Raw genomic sequence first — 14,242 nt, 5'->3', positions numbered from 1 at the left:
AGGGCTCAGTCGTCGTCGGGGCGGTACACGCCTTCCTTGCTGAACACGCGCCCCGCTGAGTGCGCGGCGAGGCGCGGCCACAGCCAGCGGCGGTCACAGCCAGCGGCGGTCAGAGCCCCGATCAGCCCGTCGACGCAGCCGCCAGCTCAGCCCGCCAGTTCGGCGACGATTTCGGCCAGCCGGATGGCGTCGAACGGTGCGCGCACCTTCGCATCGTTATCGCAGTACACGTAGACGTCTCGCGGCTTGCCATCGGTCGCTGAGCCGGTGCGCCAGCCGTGGATACGCTGAGCCCAGGTCTGCAGCAGGTCTTCGGGGTAACCGCTGACGTACAACTCCTCAGCGCCGTGCAGCCGCACGTACATGAAGTCACTCGTCACCTCGAACAGCTGGGGGAACCTGCCCGCGCTGTCGGACACCACCACCGCGACATCGTGTTCTCGCGCGAGGTCTACGAAGTCTTCACAGTCGAACGTGGGGTGGCGGATCTCAACGGCGTGCCGAATGGGACGCTCGGCATCCGTCTTCAGCCAGGACCTGCCCTCCATCCGGTCATCGTGGCCTCGGGCAAACTCGACGGCGGCCGTCGTCGTCCGCGGGAGCGTGGCGAGGAACGCCGCGACCGTATCCCGGTCGTAGGCCAGGTTCGGCGGCAACTGCCACAGCACGGGACCGAGCTTGGGTCCAAGCGCGAGGACACCGGATGCGAAGAAGTTCGGCAGCGCCTTCTCCGCATTCCGCAGCCGGAGGATATGGGTGATGTACCGGCCGCCCTTGACCGAGAAGAGGAAGTCGTCAGGCACTTCCTCCGCCCAGCGTGCGTAGCTCTTCGGGGTCTGCAGCGAGTAGAACGAACCGTTGATCTCGACACTGTTCATCCGGCCCGAGACGAACTCCAGCTCCCGCTTCTGGGTGAGTCCCTTCGGGTAGAAGACCGAACGCCACGGCGCATATCGCCAGCCGGAGATCCCGATTCTGGCGTCGCCGATTTCAGCCGCGCCGCTTACCGCGGCGACCCTGGGCTCCTCAACCGTCATGGCGCACCGTCTCCCCCGGCCACACGTACGGCAGGTTGTCCGGCACGCCGGCAAAGACCTCGCCGTAGAACTCGGGATCCTTGCGGACGAGGTTCGACCGGTGGCTGAGGTGGAAGGCCTCGTCACCGATCCACGGCGGCAGCTCCAGCTCGTCCTGGCTGAGCCCCTCGACCTCGGGTGCAAACGGCAGCACCTGCGGGCGTACCGTGTCGCTGTGACCGCGTGCGATCCAGGCATCCGTCATATCGAGGGCGTATTTGGTGAGGGCTGGCACATAACCGCGCCACATCTTCGCAGCCGGGTGATGCCGCCAGCCGTAGGTGGGGATCGTCACCGCGCGCAGCAGCTGGAGCGCCTCGACGCGCTGCTTGCCGAGGCGTGAGCGATCGAGAACAGCGGCGCTCTCGGCGAATGACGGGTATGGGAGAAAGGTCTGCACGGTGCCGCCGACGGTAACCCAGAAGCTGAGCGGCCGGATACGGGTTGACGAACGCTCTCGCACCGCACTCACTCCCCCTCACGCAGGGCGGGTGCCCTGGCACGGCCTGTCGGAATCGTTCCGACTCGGGCAGGATCGACGCATGGAACTTTCGCCGCTCGACCCGGTTACCCCGCAGCTCGCCAAGGCCGTTGGCTCAGTGCCGGAGCCCGACAGCGTTCCCGGCGGGTTGAGCTTCGAGCCCAAATGGGACGGGTTCCGAGCGATCGTGTACTTCGACGGCGAGAACGTGGAGATCGGCAGCCGCGGCTCGAAAATGCTCACGCGGTACTTCCCCGAACTGACGGATGCCTTCAGCCGGCTTCTGCCTGGGCCCTGCGTTCTCGACGGTGAGATCGTGGTACCGCAGGGCGCCGAGGGCTCACAGAAACTCGACTGGGAGGCCCTGACCGCCCGGATCCATCCGGCGGCGAGCCGAATCGCACTCCTCGCGGAGTCGACGCCGGCAATGTTCGTGGCGTTCGACCTGCTGTCGAGCGGCGGCGACGTGCTGCTCGACGCTCCGTTCTCCGAACGACGGGAGCGGCTCGAGGCGCTCATCGGTTCTCTCCCCCACCCGCTCCACCTCACGAGGACGACGACGGATGTGGCGCTCGCCCGCCAGTGGCTCGTCGAATTCGAGGGGGCGGGACTCGATGGTGTCGTCGCGAAACCGCTCCTGCAGCCGTACGCACCGGGCAAGCGGGTGATGCTCAAGGTCAAGCATCACCGCACCGCGGATGTCGTTCTCACCGGTTACCGGGTGCACAAGAGCGGCAACGGGGTGGGTTCGCTGCTCCTCGGCCTGTACAACGGCGATGGCGTCCTCGTGAATGTTGGCGGGGCATCCGCTTTCAGTAATGCCCGCCGTCTTGAGCTGGTGGACGAACTCGCGCCGCTCGTGAGACGGGATGCCGACGGTGAGATCGTTGCGGCCGAAACGGAGCGCAGCAGGTTCTCGGGGTCGAAGGATGTGTCGTTTGTTCCGCTTGAGCCCAGTCGCGTCGTCGAGGTGCAGTACGACCAGATGGAGGGGATGCGGTTCCGTCACACCGTGCAGTTCGCGAGGTGGCGGCCCGACCGCGAGGCGACGTCATGCACTTTCGACCAGCTGGACCGGCCGATTGCCTACGACCTCGACGGCGTGCTGGTTTAGCCGGGAGACGGAGCGAGCCGCGTGAGGCTGTCGATTAGGGTGAGGGCATGGCCTGCCTCATCCACCTCAATGGGCCGTCACGCGTCGGCAAGTCGACGGTGGCACGGCGCCTCGCCGCGGAACACCCGGGGGTTCTGAACCTCGACCTGGACGCAATGGTTGCCGAGGTTGACGGCTGGCGAGATGACTTTCCAAGCGCGCTCGCCGTCACTCGTCAACGCGGAATCGCCATTGCGATCGACCATCTCGGTACGGGCAATGATGTGGTGCTGCCACAGCTGATCACGAGTTTCGACGCGTCGCCCTGGGCAGAGGCGGTCGCGGCGCAGGCCCGAGCCAACTATGTCGAGATCGCGCTCCTGGCCGACGGCGACGTCTCTCGCAACCGAGTGCGGGAGAAGGAAGCCGAGCACGCCGTGGACGTGTATCTGCGGGAAGCACTGACCGGATCTGACAGCGACTTGCTTGAGCGCATTCACGGCGACCTCGCCCGATACCTCGCTGACCGGCCGGCCACCGCCCGCGTCGATACGTCTGCGCTCACCGTCGAGCAGACCTACTCGCGCGTTCTCGACCTGCTTCGAAGCGGGACCAGCTCCTGGGGTGCGCTGGTTTAGTCGGTCTTCTCGTCGTCCCAGTTGGCGGCGTTCTTCCGGCTCGGCTGTACGCGCGGCGGTTCGCCGGGCATTTTCGGGAAGTCTGGCGGAAATGGCAGTTCGCCGAGTCCGTTTCCCACATCCCGCTCCCACCACTCGAGGAGGACGTCGATGGTGCCGGGCTTCTCGGCCATGTTTGCCCACGGGTCGCCCACCGTGCGCAACCGCTCCGGAACCGTCTCGATGGTGAAGGCTTTCGGGTCGGCGTTCTCGAGTTCTTCCCACTCGATCGGACACGACACCGGGGCATGCGCGAGGGCGCGCGGACTGTAGGCACCGGCCATCGTTCGGTCCCGGTTCGCCTGGTTGAAGTCGACGAAGATGCGTTTGCCGCGCTCTTCCTTCCACCAGTTGGTGGTGACCTGATCGGGCATCCGGCGTTCGAGTTCGCGGGCCGCAGCGATGACCGCGTGCCGCACCTCGAGGAATTCGTGGGTGGGTTCGATGGGAGCGAAGACGTGGATGCCGCGGTTGCCGCTGGTCTTGAGGAACGCCGTCAACCCGGCCTCGGCGAGAAGTGCGCGCAATTCGATCGCCGCGGGGATCGCGTCGTCGAAATCGGTGCCCGGCTGTGGGTCGAGGTCGATGCGCAACTGGTCGGGGTTGTCGGAGTTTCCGGCGAGAGACGGCCACGGGTGAAAGACGACGGTGTTCATCTGGGCTGCCCACACCGCCGCGGCCGGTTCGTCGAGAACGACCTGGGGGTGTGATCGCCCGCTCGGGTAGGTGACGGTCACCGCGCGCACGTAGTCCGGTGCGCCCTTGGGCGGGTTCTTCGAGAAGAACTGCTCACCGTCGATTCCGCCGGGGAACCGCTGCAGCGACACCGGGCGGTCGCCGTTGGCGGCGATGAATGCCTCTCCAACGTCGACCAGGTACTTCGCGAGGTCAAGTTTGGTGATGCCGGGTTCGGGCCAGAGCACCCGGCCCGGGCTGGAGATGCGAACGTCGCGGGTGCCATGAGGTCCGTCGACGGGGAGGACGACTGCGTCGGATGCCATGCGACAAACCTACTTGGGGGCGTGGGTCGAGTCACCCCCGAGTCCAGACGAGTCCGCCACGTTTGGGCTGCCGTTCCGGCCAGCAACGCTGGTGAGACGAGCCCGCGCGGACGTTTCGACTCCCCCGCTGACCTCCCCTGCCGAACGGCTCCTCGTCGGTACGATTGGTCAGTCCCGCGACGACCGGTCGCGGCTGAAAGGGCAGAATGACGATCACCGCCTCCGCTGATGGTTCGGCGCTGGGCAACCCGGGTCCCGCGGGTTGGGCCTGGTATGTCGACGACGACTGCTGGGGGGCTGGTGGCTGGAAACACGCCACGAACAACCAGGCCGAGCTGAAGGCCGTTCTTGAGTTGTTCCGTTCGACCGCACATATCGACGACGATCTGCTCGTCATGTGCGACAGCCAGTACGTCATCAACTCGGTGACCAAATGGATGCGCGGCTGGAAGGCGAAGGGCTGGCGTAAGAGCGACGGCAAGCCTGTTCTGAACATCGAGCTGCTCAAGGAACTCGACGAAGCACTCGTCGGGCGCAAGTACAAATTCGAATGGGTACGCGGTCACGTCGGTCACGAGCTCAATGAAGCGGCTGATGCCCGCGCCCGGGCCGTCGCCGAGGCGTTCCAGCGGGGCAAGGAGATTCCCTACGGTCCCGGTTTTCCCGGGGCGGGGTCGGGTGCCGTCGGGCAGGCCACCGCCACCGCCGAGGGCACAGCGACCGCTGATGGCGACCCTGCACTCCTCTCGACAGCGTCACAGCCCTCAACACCCCGATCCGCCACGGTCGGGTCCTCCGCAACCACGACGACCGGTTCGGCTGCTCGGAAGACCTCAGCTGCCCAACCGTCCACCCCGATTGACCTCGAACCGAGTCTCTTTGACCTCGACGACGAGGCCAGCGGTACCGGGTGGCACACCGTCACGTTGTCACTGAGCGCGGCCGAGAACATTCGCTTGCAGGAACGAGCACGCCAGAAGGGTGTCAGCGTTGAGGACTTTCTTCGCGGCCTGATTTGAGCAGACCTGATTTGAGCAGACAGGAGAGCATGGTGACTGAGCGTCCGTATCACCACGGTGATCTGAGGCAGGCCGTCATCGATGCGGCTGTCGAGGTCATCAGCGAGAACGGCCCCGCCGCCGTCAGCCTGCGCGACCTTGCACGCAAGATCGGGGTATCCCACGCGGCACCGGCTCACCATTTCGGTGACAAGGAAGGTCTCTTCACCGCGGTGGCAACCGAGGGTTACACCCGGTTGACGGATGCCCTCGGGCGGGTTGAGCCCGCAACCGACCTGGTTGAGCTCAGTGTGGCCTATGTACGGTTTGCCGTCGATCACGAGGCCTACTTCGAGGTCATGTTCCGACCCGACCTGTTGCGAAACGATGATCCTGACCTGGTCAAGGCTCGGAACCGAAGCAGATCGGCCCTGTTCCGTGGTGTTGCGTCGTTGCCACCGGAGCGCCGGGGTGGTGACACCATCCTCACCAACGTCAGTGCGTGGGCCTTTGTCCATGGGTTTGCCACTCTCTGGCTGCAGGGTGCCCTGCCGAAGGAAATGGGGGCCACTGTCGATGACGCTGTCCGCGTTTCGGCGTCGTTCCTCTTTGGCCGCGTCGGTCACTAAACCGTCGCTGAACGGCCCCGGCCACCTGTCCCAAAACCGTTTCCAGTGAGTCGGAATCAAGGATGCGGTCACTCCTCTCCCGAAAAGGATGCGGTCACGGCTCTCCCCAAAAAGGATGCGGTAAGGCTTATCTGGAATGTCTTCGCGGTGGCCACGAAAGGCTCCGGTCGCGATCCGAGGGGCGATGTGCCGCCTCCGCCTACCCAGTGACGGCGCGTCGTGTCGGTGGATCGACGGCAGAGCTCTCCCCTGGCCCCTGCCCAACGGGTCTGCCCTCCCGATCCGTCGCCCCGGCGGCTGCGGCTCGTGCCGCGGCGTCCGCAGCCTCGGTCGCAGCTTTGATCCCGGCCAGGCGGAGTCGTTCCTTTTCCAACGGTGATTTCGAGGGCATCCGGATCGGAATTCGTTCGCCGTTCTCACCCGGCGGTGGGATCAGGTAATACTCGCCCTCGATCCGGACCACCCGATACCCAAACGTGTGCACCAAAGTGTGGTGGTACGGACACAACAGGATCCCGTCGGCGAGGTCGGTGCAGCCTTCGTGGGCGACCCATTCGTTGATGTGGTGCGCCTCGGTCATCGACGGTGGACACTCACAGCCTTCGATCCGGCAGCCACCGTCGCGGACCGCCATCGCGACCCGTTGTTTCCGGGTGTGGAGTCGTTGTTCCCGGCCGACGTCGAGGATGGTGCCGGAAGTGTCCATCAGGATCGGTGAGATCCCGGAGATACAGATCTGCTTCTCGATCACACTGCCCGGAACCGCATCTTTACTGTCTTCGAGATACCCCGTACCGACCAGGTGCTCCGCGCCCTCACTGTCGGTGGCACGGTTGTCGAGGTTCTCCTCGGTCATCACCACCCGGATCCCGGGCTGACGTGACCCATACGTCGTTGACGGGTCGGCCTGCACACCGGTGCGCATCGCACCCATCAGAATGTCGTACACAATCTGGTCGTTACTGCGCTCATCAACCCGGAGTTTCTCGGCCCGTTCCGCCTCGACCGGATCCACCATCCGCGGCCCACCCCGCCGCGGCCGCAAAGCCGCACCCACGATCGACTCCACCCAGGCGGCGCCTTCCTCATCGAAGGCCACGTACGCTGTTTTCGTGCCGTCTTCATTACGGCCGAACCGCCACTTCCGGTTCGCGAACCGCTCATCCCACCGCACCTGCACCCCGGCCGGATCAATCCGATCCCGCAAATGCCGCGCACGTGCGCCGAGCTCGTCAGCATTCACACCGGCAGCGTCCGCGATGAGCTCCACCGCTGCGGCCCGCAACATCTCCACATCCACCCGCTCATTCGGCACCCCGAGCCCCCGCATGATGATCGTCACCGCCTCGGACCGGATCACACCTTCACGTGCTGCCCGAGAGATCGGCTCGTGCCACGGCACCACCGGCACCGGACGCAACACCGACACCCGCGCATCCGCGTCCGGGTCAGCGTCGGGATCAACCAGCAGGTTCCCATCCACATCGATCAGTGGGTCGTCAGCACTATCGCCACCCGGCCCAGCAGAACTATCAGGGCCAGTGCCGGGTCCGAACCCGGTCGGGTGAATGGCGGCATCCGCCTCACCCATCGCCTCGCCGAGCCGAACCTGACGGAACGCCTCCGACTTCGTCGACCCGGTCAACCGTTGCACCAGATTCACCGCCGTGCGATCCCCCGTCGACTGCGCCCACCCCGAATACCCCAGATCACGCGCTGACCGTTTCGCCGCCACCCCAGCACCGGCCGCGATCACCGCATCCAGCTCGGACTTCGCCCGCGCCGCATTGCGCAGCAGCTCCTCCAGCTCGGCATTCGCCGCCCGCTCCAACACCATCGACAACGGCAAATCAGCGTCGGACGCCGACGTTGCACCCACACCCACACCCACACCCGCACCCACACCCACACTGTGGCCAGCAACCGGCTCCACCGGCACAAACCTCGGCCGCTTAAACGACGAACCGGCACCACCGAACTCGGTGATGCCGGTCGAAACCTCAGCAGATGAAGACCCGCCCCTGCGCGAAACTTGTAGGCCCGACGCCGGTTCAGATCCCGACGCCGGCTCAGATCCCGACGCCGGCTCAGATCCCGACGCAGGTTCAGGACCGGACGCAGGTTCAGGACCGGACGCAGGTTCAGGACCGGACGCTGGCTCCGGCCCCGCGGCATCCCCCGCCGCACGACCAACCGCCTCAATGGCGTCTTCATACCGAGCAATCTGGTCGCACACCCGAAGGGCGACCTCTCGAATCTGCTCGGACACCTTTGCCATACTTCATAATATCGCATCAACCTTAAATTCGAAAGTAGTTTCTACTAAAGTCCGCAGAAACTTCCTGCCGGATGGCCGAGAAACCAATCCCCGCCGAACCCGGTCCGACCACATCAAGTGCAACCCTGATCACGCGAACCCCGGAATCACGGGCGAATGCGTGCTAATCTATCCGTCGCAAAGATCATTGCAACTCACTATCCAGTCATTGTCTACATTGGTGACGCGTGTTCCGCCGGGGTCCAAATCGATTCGAATCGATATCGCCCTGCACGTCGAAGACATCGACCCCAGGCATCCGCTCCCCAGCTCCCCACACCAACCCCTAGCGCACCCCGAACCGACCTGCTAACCTACAACCAAATGGTTGTACATGAGCTGAGTGACATCGCGGTGGACCGCATCTTCCAGGCACTGGCAGACACGACCCGCCGAGACATCGTTGCGCACACACTGCGCCGCGAGCAGTCGGTCTCCGACCTCGCGGGGCACTACGACATGAGCTTCGCCGCAGTCCAGAAACATGTAGCGGTGCTCGAGCGCGCGATGTTGGTCACCAAGGAGCGTCGAGGTCGGGAGCAGATCGTGCACGGAAACACCGAAGCGCTTCGTCGGGCAGCCCAGCTGCTCGACGCCTACGAAAAGATCTGGCACGACCGTGCCAGTCGCATCGGGGAGATCCTCTCCGAGCCTGAGAAAGGAAGCGACAAGTGACTCTTGTCAATTCACGTACGGATGTCGAAAACCTCACCCTGACCTTCATCACCGAGTTCGAGGCGCCAGCTGAGCGTGTCTGGCAGGTCTGGGAAGACCCGCGGCAGCTCGAACGCTGGTGGGGACCGCCCACCGTCCCCGCCACATTCGAGCGATTCGAGTTCACGCCGGGCGGCGAAGCGCGCTACTACATGACCACCCCGGATGGAGCGAAACCGCGGGGCTGGTGGAAATTCATAGCGATGGATGCCCCGAATCGCCTCGAATTCGTTGACGGGTTTGCCGACGATAACGGCGACCCACTCGACGTCGACGATGTCGCCGCGGTCGTGGCCACCCTCGAACCCTTCGATGGCGGCACCCGGATGACCCTGGTCAACACTTTCAGTAGTACCGAGCAACTCGAAGCGATGGTCGAGATGGGAATGGTGGAAGGTTTGACTGAGGCTCTCGGCCAGATCGACGCGGTCCTCGCGGAGTCAGCCGTTTCGCACTAGCGCGCGGCGGCTGAGTCGCGACGGAGGTGGCGGTGGTTCGATACCACCGCCACCTTCGCACGCCAGCCGCCCGCCCGCGCGCCGCAATGGATTAGCGTGGAGGCTGACGAGAGCGAGGTCGGATGGGCATTCACATCGGCACCTCAGGCTGGAGCTACGACCACTGGGACGGCGTTCTCTATCCGTCAGGACTCCCCCGCTGGCACCGCCTCCCGCACTACGTGAGCACCTTCGACACCGTGGAGCTCAACGCGAGCTTCTACCGCTGGCCGCGCGACGCCTCGTTCGCGAGCTGGCGCAACCGACTTCCGCCGGGCTTCCGGCTCTCGGTGAAAGCCCCGCGAGGACTCACCCACGGCAAGAAGCTCTACGCACCAGAGGCCTGGATCGACAGGATCGCCCACGCCTGGCACGAACTCGGCGACAAGCGCGCCGTGCTCCTGGTCCAGTTGCCGCCGTCGCTCGAGCGCGACGACGCGAGGCTCGATTATTTCCTCGGGCGCCTGCCCAACTGGATCACCGTCGCCGTCGAGTTCCGGCATCCCAGCTGGCACGACGAAGGCGTCTACCGGCTGCTCGAGTCCCACGGTGCTGCCTACTGCGTGATGAGCGGCGCAGGCCTTCCCTGCGTGCTGCGGGTCACGGCATCCGTCGCCTATGTCCGCATGCACGGCCCCGACCACGATCATCTCTATGGCGGCTCATATTCCGACCGTGACCTCGCCTGGTGGGCCGACCGGCTGCGCGAATGGCGTGACGCCGGAACGGATGTCTACGTCTACTTCAACAACGATGGTGGCGGCAACGCGGTTCGGAACGCGATCACCCTGCGCTCAATGGTCGGCTGAGCCACCCGCCCTCGTTAACGACAAAACGCCGCGGCACTGGGCCGCGGCGTTTCGTGACGTGCACCTGGCGTTAACCGCCAGGGCGCATCGAACTGAACCTAGGAGACGCGCTCCGCCTCACGGTGCGGGAGCTTCCACCCCGGGCGCACGAAGTGGCAGGTGTATCCGTTCGGGTACTTCTCCAGGTAGTCCTGGTGCTCCTCCTCGGCCTCCCAGAAGTCGCCTGCCGGGGTGACCTCGGTGACGACCGGTCCCGGCCAGAGGCCTGACGCGTCCACATCGGCGATCGTGTCGAGCGCCACTCGCTTCTGCTCATCGTCGAGGTAGAAGATCGCCGAGCGGTAGCTCATGCCCACGTCGTTCCCCTGGCGGTTCTTGGTGGAGGGGTCGTGGATCTGGAAGAAGAACTCCAGCAGATCACGGTACGAGATCTGCTCGGGGTCGAAGACGATCTCCACGGCCTCAGCGTGTGTGCCGTGGTTGCGGTACGTCGCGTTGGGGGTGTCGCCGCCGGAGTATCCGACGCGGGTGGAAATCACTCCAGGACGCTTGCGCAGCAGCTCCTGGGCACCCCAGAAGCATCCGCCGGCGAGAATCGCGGTCTGTGTTGTGTTCGTCATAAGTGGCTCCCTTGTCTCAAAACAGTCTGCCGGAGAAGGAGAACGCACGCGACACCCTTCGTGTTCCCTCGTTCCTGAATACCAGCCGTGGGTCTCCGAACGCCGATGGCGGGCGGATGTCGCGGTGCACGTCACACACGGACCTCTGGCCCGCCGCCGGTCGACCCCGCTAGCATTCGCAACAACGCGACGACAACACGACGACAAGGGAGTCAGACATGAGCGCGAACACGAACCCGGTGACTGCCGTCCTCGAGGCATATCGCGCCGCGGTAGCTGCCCGCGATGTCAGTGCGTTCGCCGCCATCTACGCGGACGATGTGCACGTTTTCGACTCCTGGGAGCAATGGCAGTACCTGGGCATTGAGGCCTGGCGCGCGATGGCGACGGGATGGTTCAACTCGCTGGGCGACACATCGGTTCGGGTCGAGTTCACGGACCTCAGGACGTTCGTCGGCGATGACGTCGCGTTTGGCCACGCCGACGCGACCTTCTCCGCGATTTCCCCCGATGGCGAACGGCTGCACTCGATGACCAATCGCTTCAGTGTCGGGCTCGAACGGCAGAACGGCGCGTGGCGGATCGTCCACGAGCACACATCGCTTCCCATCGATCCCGAATCGAACTCAGCGATCTTCGCTGTCTGACCCCGCAGCTCCGGTTGGCGCCTAGCCACCGGTTGCATCCGCCGATATCCCGCCGTCGCGCCCCGCGGCATCCTGTGCCAGTTCGCGCACCGGCTGCAGGACGAACAGGCGAACCCGCCGACCGGAGTTGCGTTCGTAGCTGCGGTACCCGGGCCACTGCCGCTCGATCAGGCGCCACGCGCGCTCCCGGTCCGCGTCGTCCTCCAGGAGCGTCGCGTGCACCGCGAGTCGCCGACGACCCTTCACAGTGATGACAGCATCCGGGTGCGCGAGGAGGTTGTAGGTCCACGCCGGATGCCGTTCCCGGGCGAAACTCGTCCCGGCGACGATCGCACGGCCACGGCCGTCCGGCGTGTACATCAGGGGTGTCAGTCGCTCCTCGCCGCTCCGAGCGCCGACCGACTGCAGCACCAGCGACGGCACGAGCAGGCCGCTGACCTGGACCCGGCCACCGGTTAGCCGCTCCAGTAGCCGTTCAGCGACCGGCAGCAGCCGCGGTCCGGCCGCACGGAACACGCGAGTGCGGGTCAGTGGAGCAAGAACCGAGCGGACAACCTGGGTCACTGAAGGCATGTCCCCATTGTGGCCCTGAGCTGTGGCCTGCGGGGCGGATGCCACGAGGGCGCTGGCACGCGATCGTCACGAAGAAATGCTTACCCGTGTAACGCATCCCGGTCAGCGATATTCGCGCAAACGTGCGAGTTTGATCCATTTGCGCCCCCGCAGCCGACGCACACAATAGCCTCTTGACACGGCATCCCCCAAGAGGGGCTACCGTTGAACCTATGACGTCTTCTGACACGACGACGCTGAGCGAGGCAGAAACTGCCCGCGAAGCTCTCACATTTTCCGATCTTGGACTGAGCGACTCAGTTCTTAAAGGCCTCAAGGCAGTCGGGTACGAAACCCCCTCCGCTATTCAGGCAGCTACCATTCCCGTCCTCCTCGAGGGCCGCGACGTCGTTGGCCTCGCGCAGACGGGCACGGGAAAGACCGCAGCGTTCGCCCTGCCGATCCTTTCCCGCCTCGACATGTCGCAGAAAACCCCGCAGGCGCTCGTCCTCGCACCGACCCGTGAGCTCGCGCTCCAGGTCTGTGAGGCATTCGAGAGCTACGCCGGTGGCATGCGCGGCGTGCACGTTCTCCCGGTCTACGGCGGACAGGGCTACGGCGTTCAGCTGTCGGCTCTCCGTCGCGGTGTCCACATTGTCGTCGGTACGCCCGGCCGCATCATGGACCACCTGGAGAAGGGCACACTCGACCTCTCGCAGCTCAAGTACCTCGTGCTCGATGAGGCCGACGAGATGCTCAAGATGGGCTTCGCCGAAGACGTAGAGACGATCCTCGCCGACACCCCCGAAGACAAGCAGGTGGCACTGTTCTCCGCCACCATGCCGGCGCAGATCCGACGGATCTCCAAGAAGTACCTGCACGACCCCGAAGAGATCACCGTCAAGAACAAGACGACGACCTCAGCGAACACCACACAGCGGTACCTCATGGTGTCGTACCCGCAGAAGGTCGATGCGCTCACCCGCATCCTCGAGGTCGAGAACTTCGAGGGCATGATCGTCTTCACCCGCACCAAGAACGAGACCGAGACCCTCGCCGAAAAGCTCCGTGCCCGCGGGTACGCCGCAGCGGCGATCAACGGTGACGTGCAGCAGGCCCAGCGCGAGCGCACCGTCGAACAGCTCAAGTCGGGCAAGCTCGACATCCTCGTTGCAACGGATGTCGCGGCTCGTGGCCTTGACGTCGAGCGCATCAGCCACGTGGTCAACTTCGACATCCCGATCGACACCGAGTCCTACGTGCACCGCATCGGCCGCACCGGCCGCGCTGGCCGATCGGGCGCGGCGATCAGCTTCGTCACCCCGCGTGAACGCCGCCTGCTCACCGCGATCGAGAAGGCGACCCGTCAGCCGCTCACGCAGATGCAGCTGCCGAGCGTCGAGGACGTCAACGTCACGCGCCTCGCGCGATTCGACGACGCCATCACCGAGGCGCTGACCCAGTCGAACCGGATCGAGACGTTCCGCGACATCATCAACCACTACGTCGAACACCACGATGTGCCTGAGGCAGATGTCGCCGCGGCTCTCGCTGTTGTCGCACAGGGCGAAACGCCCCTCCTGCTGACGGCAGAGGACGAGCGCAACCAGCGCAGGGACCGCGAGCGGATGGAGCGCGACGACCGTGCCGCCCGAGGCGACCGTAATGACCGCCCCGCCCGTGGAAACGACAGGAACGACCGCCCGGCACGCGGCGAGCGTCCCGAGCGCCGTCCGCGGTCGAGCGACCAGCAGCTTTCCGCATACCGGATCGAGGTTGGCAAGCGCCAGAAGGTCGAACCGCGCCAGATCGTCGGTGCCCTCGCGAACGAGGGTGGACTAAGCCGCGAAGACTTCGGCGGGATCAAGATCCTGCCCGACTTCTCGATCGTCGAGCTGCCGGCCAACCTCTCCCCCGAGACGCTGGAAAAGCTCAAGGACACGCGGATCAGCGGCAAGCTGATCGAACTCCGTCCCGACCGCTCGGCATCCGCCCGGCGCGAAGACAAGGACACGCGCAAGCCGCGAAGCTGATCGCGAACGATGTGCGAAAACCGCCCTCCACTCGACTCGTCGAGCGGAGGGCGGTTTTTTCGTGCCTGTTCGTGATCGGGGAAGAGGACTAGCCTGAC

General features: G+C 65.1%; 15 protein-coding genes. 9 read left to right on the top strand and 6 right to left on the bottom strand.

Features of this window, described 5'->3' with window-relative positions; genetic code table 11:
• Positions 1 to 146 precede the first annotated feature (146 nt).
• Together C3E77_RS06220 and C3E77_RS06215 are read right to left on the bottom strand one after the other, a co-directional pair.
• On the bottom strand, positions 147 to 1,037 hold the full coding sequence (locus C3E77_RS06220; protein ID WP_234031319.1) for a DUF72 domain-containing protein: 891 nt from the start codon (positions 1,035 to 1,037) through the stop codon (positions 147 to 149).
• Positions 1,027 to 1,548 carry an MSMEG_6728 family protein gene (locus C3E77_RS06215; RefSeq protein WP_234031318.1) on the bottom strand — a complete coding sequence of 174 codons (522 nt, stop codon included), beginning with the start codon at positions 1,546 to 1,548 and terminating at the stop codon, positions 1,027 to 1,029. The genes C3E77_RS06220 and C3E77_RS06215 overlap by 11 nt, the downstream gene beginning before the upstream one ends.
• A gap of 70 nt (positions 1,549 to 1,618) precedes the next feature.
• On the opposite strand from C3E77_RS06215, the gene C3E77_RS06210 reads away from it, so the two are divergent.
• Together C3E77_RS06210 and C3E77_RS06205 are read left to right on the top strand one after the other, a co-directional pair.
• Positions 1,619 to 2,671: an ATP-dependent DNA ligase gene (locus C3E77_RS06210; RefSeq protein WP_108390833.1), complete on the top strand. Its 1,053-nt coding sequence runs from the start codon at positions 1,619 to 1,621 to the stop codon at positions 2,669 to 2,671.
• Positions 2,672 to 2,718: 47 nt separating this feature from the next.
• The gene (locus tag C3E77_RS06205; RefSeq protein WP_108390832.1) at positions 2,719 to 3,288 is read left to right on the top strand and encodes an AAA family ATPase; all 570 of its coding nucleotides are present in this window, start codon (positions 2,719 to 2,721) and stop codon (positions 3,286 to 3,288) included.
• Here C3E77_RS06205 and ligD read toward each other — a convergent pair.
• On the bottom strand, positions 3,285 to 4,328 hold the full coding sequence (gene ligD / locus C3E77_RS06200; RefSeq protein WP_108390831.1) for a non-homologous end-joining DNA ligase: 1,044 nt from the start codon (positions 4,326 to 4,328) through the stop codon (positions 3,285 to 3,287). The genes C3E77_RS06205 and ligD overlap by 4 nt on opposite strands.
• 206 nt (positions 4,329 to 4,534) lie before the next feature.
• Between ligD and C3E77_RS06195 the strand changes: the two genes are divergently transcribed.
• Complete coding sequence (locus C3E77_RS06195; RefSeq protein WP_108390830.1) at positions 4,535 to 5,347, top strand: ribonuclease H family protein; 813 nt, start codon at positions 4,535 to 4,537, stop codon at positions 5,345 to 5,347.
• A 29-nt stretch (positions 5,348 to 5,376) separates the two neighbouring features.
• Positions 5,377 to 5,955, top strand: coding sequence for a TetR/AcrR family transcriptional regulator (locus C3E77_RS06190; protein ID WP_108390829.1), 579 nt, complete (start codon positions 5,377 to 5,379; stop codon positions 5,953 to 5,955).
• A gap of 199 nt (positions 5,956 to 6,154) precedes the next feature.
• On the opposite strand, the gene C3E77_RS06185 is transcribed toward C3E77_RS06190, so the two are convergent.
• Positions 6,155 to 7,834, bottom strand: a complete 1,680-nt coding sequence (locus C3E77_RS06185; protein WP_162924928.1) for a DUF222 domain-containing protein — start codon at positions 7,832 to 7,834, stop codon at positions 6,155 to 6,157.
• A gap of 762 nt (positions 7,835 to 8,596) precedes the next feature.
• Here C3E77_RS06185 and C3E77_RS06180 point away from each other — a divergent pair.
• From C3E77_RS06180 to C3E77_RS06170, 3 genes are all read left to right on the top strand, one after another.
• Positions 8,597 to 8,947 carry an ArsR/SmtB family transcription factor gene (locus tag C3E77_RS06180; RefSeq protein ID WP_108390827.1) on the top strand — a complete coding sequence of 117 codons (351 nt, stop codon included), beginning with the start codon at positions 8,597 to 8,599 and terminating at the stop codon, positions 8,945 to 8,947.
• Positions 8,944 to 9,444, top strand: a complete 501-nt coding sequence (locus C3E77_RS06175) for an SRPBCC family protein (RefSeq protein WP_108390826.1) — start codon at positions 8,944 to 8,946, stop codon at positions 9,442 to 9,444. Before C3E77_RS06180 ends, C3E77_RS06175 begins: the two co-directional genes overlap by 4 nt.
• 122 nt (positions 9,445 to 9,566) lie before the next feature.
• Positions 9,567 to 10,292 carry a DUF72 domain-containing protein gene (locus C3E77_RS06170; RefSeq protein ID WP_108390825.1) on the top strand — a complete coding sequence of 242 codons (726 nt, stop codon included), beginning with the start codon at positions 9,567 to 9,569 and terminating at the stop codon, positions 10,290 to 10,292.
• 98 nt (positions 10,293 to 10,390) lie between these two features.
• Here the strand turns inward: C3E77_RS06170 and msrA are convergent, their stop codons facing one another.
• On the bottom strand, positions 10,391 to 10,912 hold the full coding sequence (gene msrA / locus C3E77_RS06165; protein WP_108390824.1) for a peptide-methionine (S)-S-oxide reductase MsrA: 522 nt from the start codon (positions 10,910 to 10,912) through the stop codon (positions 10,391 to 10,393).
• A 218-nt stretch (positions 10,913 to 11,130) separates the two neighbouring features.
• Between msrA and C3E77_RS06160 the strand changes: the two genes are divergently transcribed.
• Positions 11,131 to 11,559, top strand: a complete 429-nt coding sequence (locus C3E77_RS06160) for a YybH family protein (RefSeq protein ID WP_108390823.1) — start codon at positions 11,131 to 11,133, stop codon at positions 11,557 to 11,559.
• A gap of 21 nt (positions 11,560 to 11,580) precedes the next feature.
• Here C3E77_RS06160 and C3E77_RS06155 read toward each other — a convergent pair whose 3' ends face one another.
• Positions 11,581 to 12,132 carry a nitroreductase/quinone reductase family protein gene (locus C3E77_RS06155; protein ID WP_108393126.1) on the bottom strand — a complete coding sequence of 184 codons (552 nt, stop codon included), beginning with the start codon at positions 12,130 to 12,132 and terminating at the stop codon, positions 11,581 to 11,583.
• Between the two features lie 212 nt (positions 12,133 to 12,344).
• On the opposite strand from C3E77_RS06155, the gene C3E77_RS06150 reads away from it, so the two are divergent.
• Positions 12,345 to 14,144 (top strand): DEAD/DEAH box helicase, encoded by a 1,800-nt coding sequence (locus C3E77_RS06150; RefSeq protein ID WP_108390822.1) that lies wholly within the window; start codon positions 12,345 to 12,347, stop codon positions 14,142 to 14,144.
• The last annotated feature ends 98 nt before the right edge of the window (positions 14,145 to 14,242 follow it).

It is taken from the genome of Mycetocola zhujimingii (assembly GCF_003065425.1).
GTDB classification, from domain to species: domain Bacteria; phylum Actinomycetota; class Actinomycetes; order Actinomycetales; family Microbacteriaceae; genus Mycetocola_A; species Mycetocola_A zhujimingii.
Note: the sequence above shows the minus strand (reverse complement) of the source record. Positions and strands in the feature narration are given on the sequence as shown.

Excerpts from the sequence above, each read along its gene's own strand:
- C3E77_RS06220 (WP_234031319.1), bottom strand. The coding sequence starts at position 1,037 with ATGACGGTTGAGGAGCCCAGGGTCGCCGCGGTAAGCGGCGCGGCTGAA.
- C3E77_RS06210 (WP_108390833.1), top strand. The coding sequence starts at position 1,619 with ATGGAACTTTCGCCGCTCGACCCGGTTACCCCGCAGCTCGCCAAGGCC.
- C3E77_RS06205 (WP_108390832.1), top strand. The coding sequence starts at position 2,719 with ATGGCCTGCCTCATCCACCTCAATGGGCCGTCACGCGTCGGCAAGTCG.
- ligD (WP_108390831.1), bottom strand. The coding sequence starts at position 4,328 with ATGGCATCCGACGCAGTCGTCCTCCCCGTCGACGGACCTCATGGCACC.
- C3E77_RS06195 (WP_108390830.1), top strand. The coding sequence starts at position 4,535 with ATGACGATCACCGCCTCCGCTGATGGTTCGGCGCTGGGCAACCCGGGT.
- C3E77_RS06190 (WP_108390829.1), top strand. The coding sequence starts at position 5,377 with ATGGTGACTGAGCGTCCGTATCACCACGGTGATCTGAGGCAGGCCGTC.
- C3E77_RS06180 (WP_108390827.1), top strand. The coding sequence starts at position 8,597 with ATGGTTGTACATGAGCTGAGTGACATCGCGGTGGACCGCATCTTCCAG.
- C3E77_RS06170 (WP_108390825.1), top strand. The coding sequence starts at position 9,567 with ATGGGCATTCACATCGGCACCTCAGGCTGGAGCTACGACCACTGGGAC.
- msrA (WP_108390824.1), bottom strand. The coding sequence starts at position 10,912 with ATGACGAACACAACACAGACCGCGATTCTCGCCGGCGGATGCTTCTGG.
- C3E77_RS06160 (WP_108390823.1), top strand. The coding sequence starts at position 11,131 with ATGAGCGCGAACACGAACCCGGTGACTGCCGTCCTCGAGGCATATCGC.
- C3E77_RS06155 (WP_108393126.1), bottom strand. The coding sequence starts at position 12,132 with ATGCCTTCAGTGACCCAGGTTGTCCGCTCGGTTCTTGCTCCACTGACC.
- C3E77_RS06150 (WP_108390822.1), top strand. The coding sequence starts at position 12,345 with ATGACGTCTTCTGACACGACGACGCTGAGCGAGGCAGAAACTGCCCGC.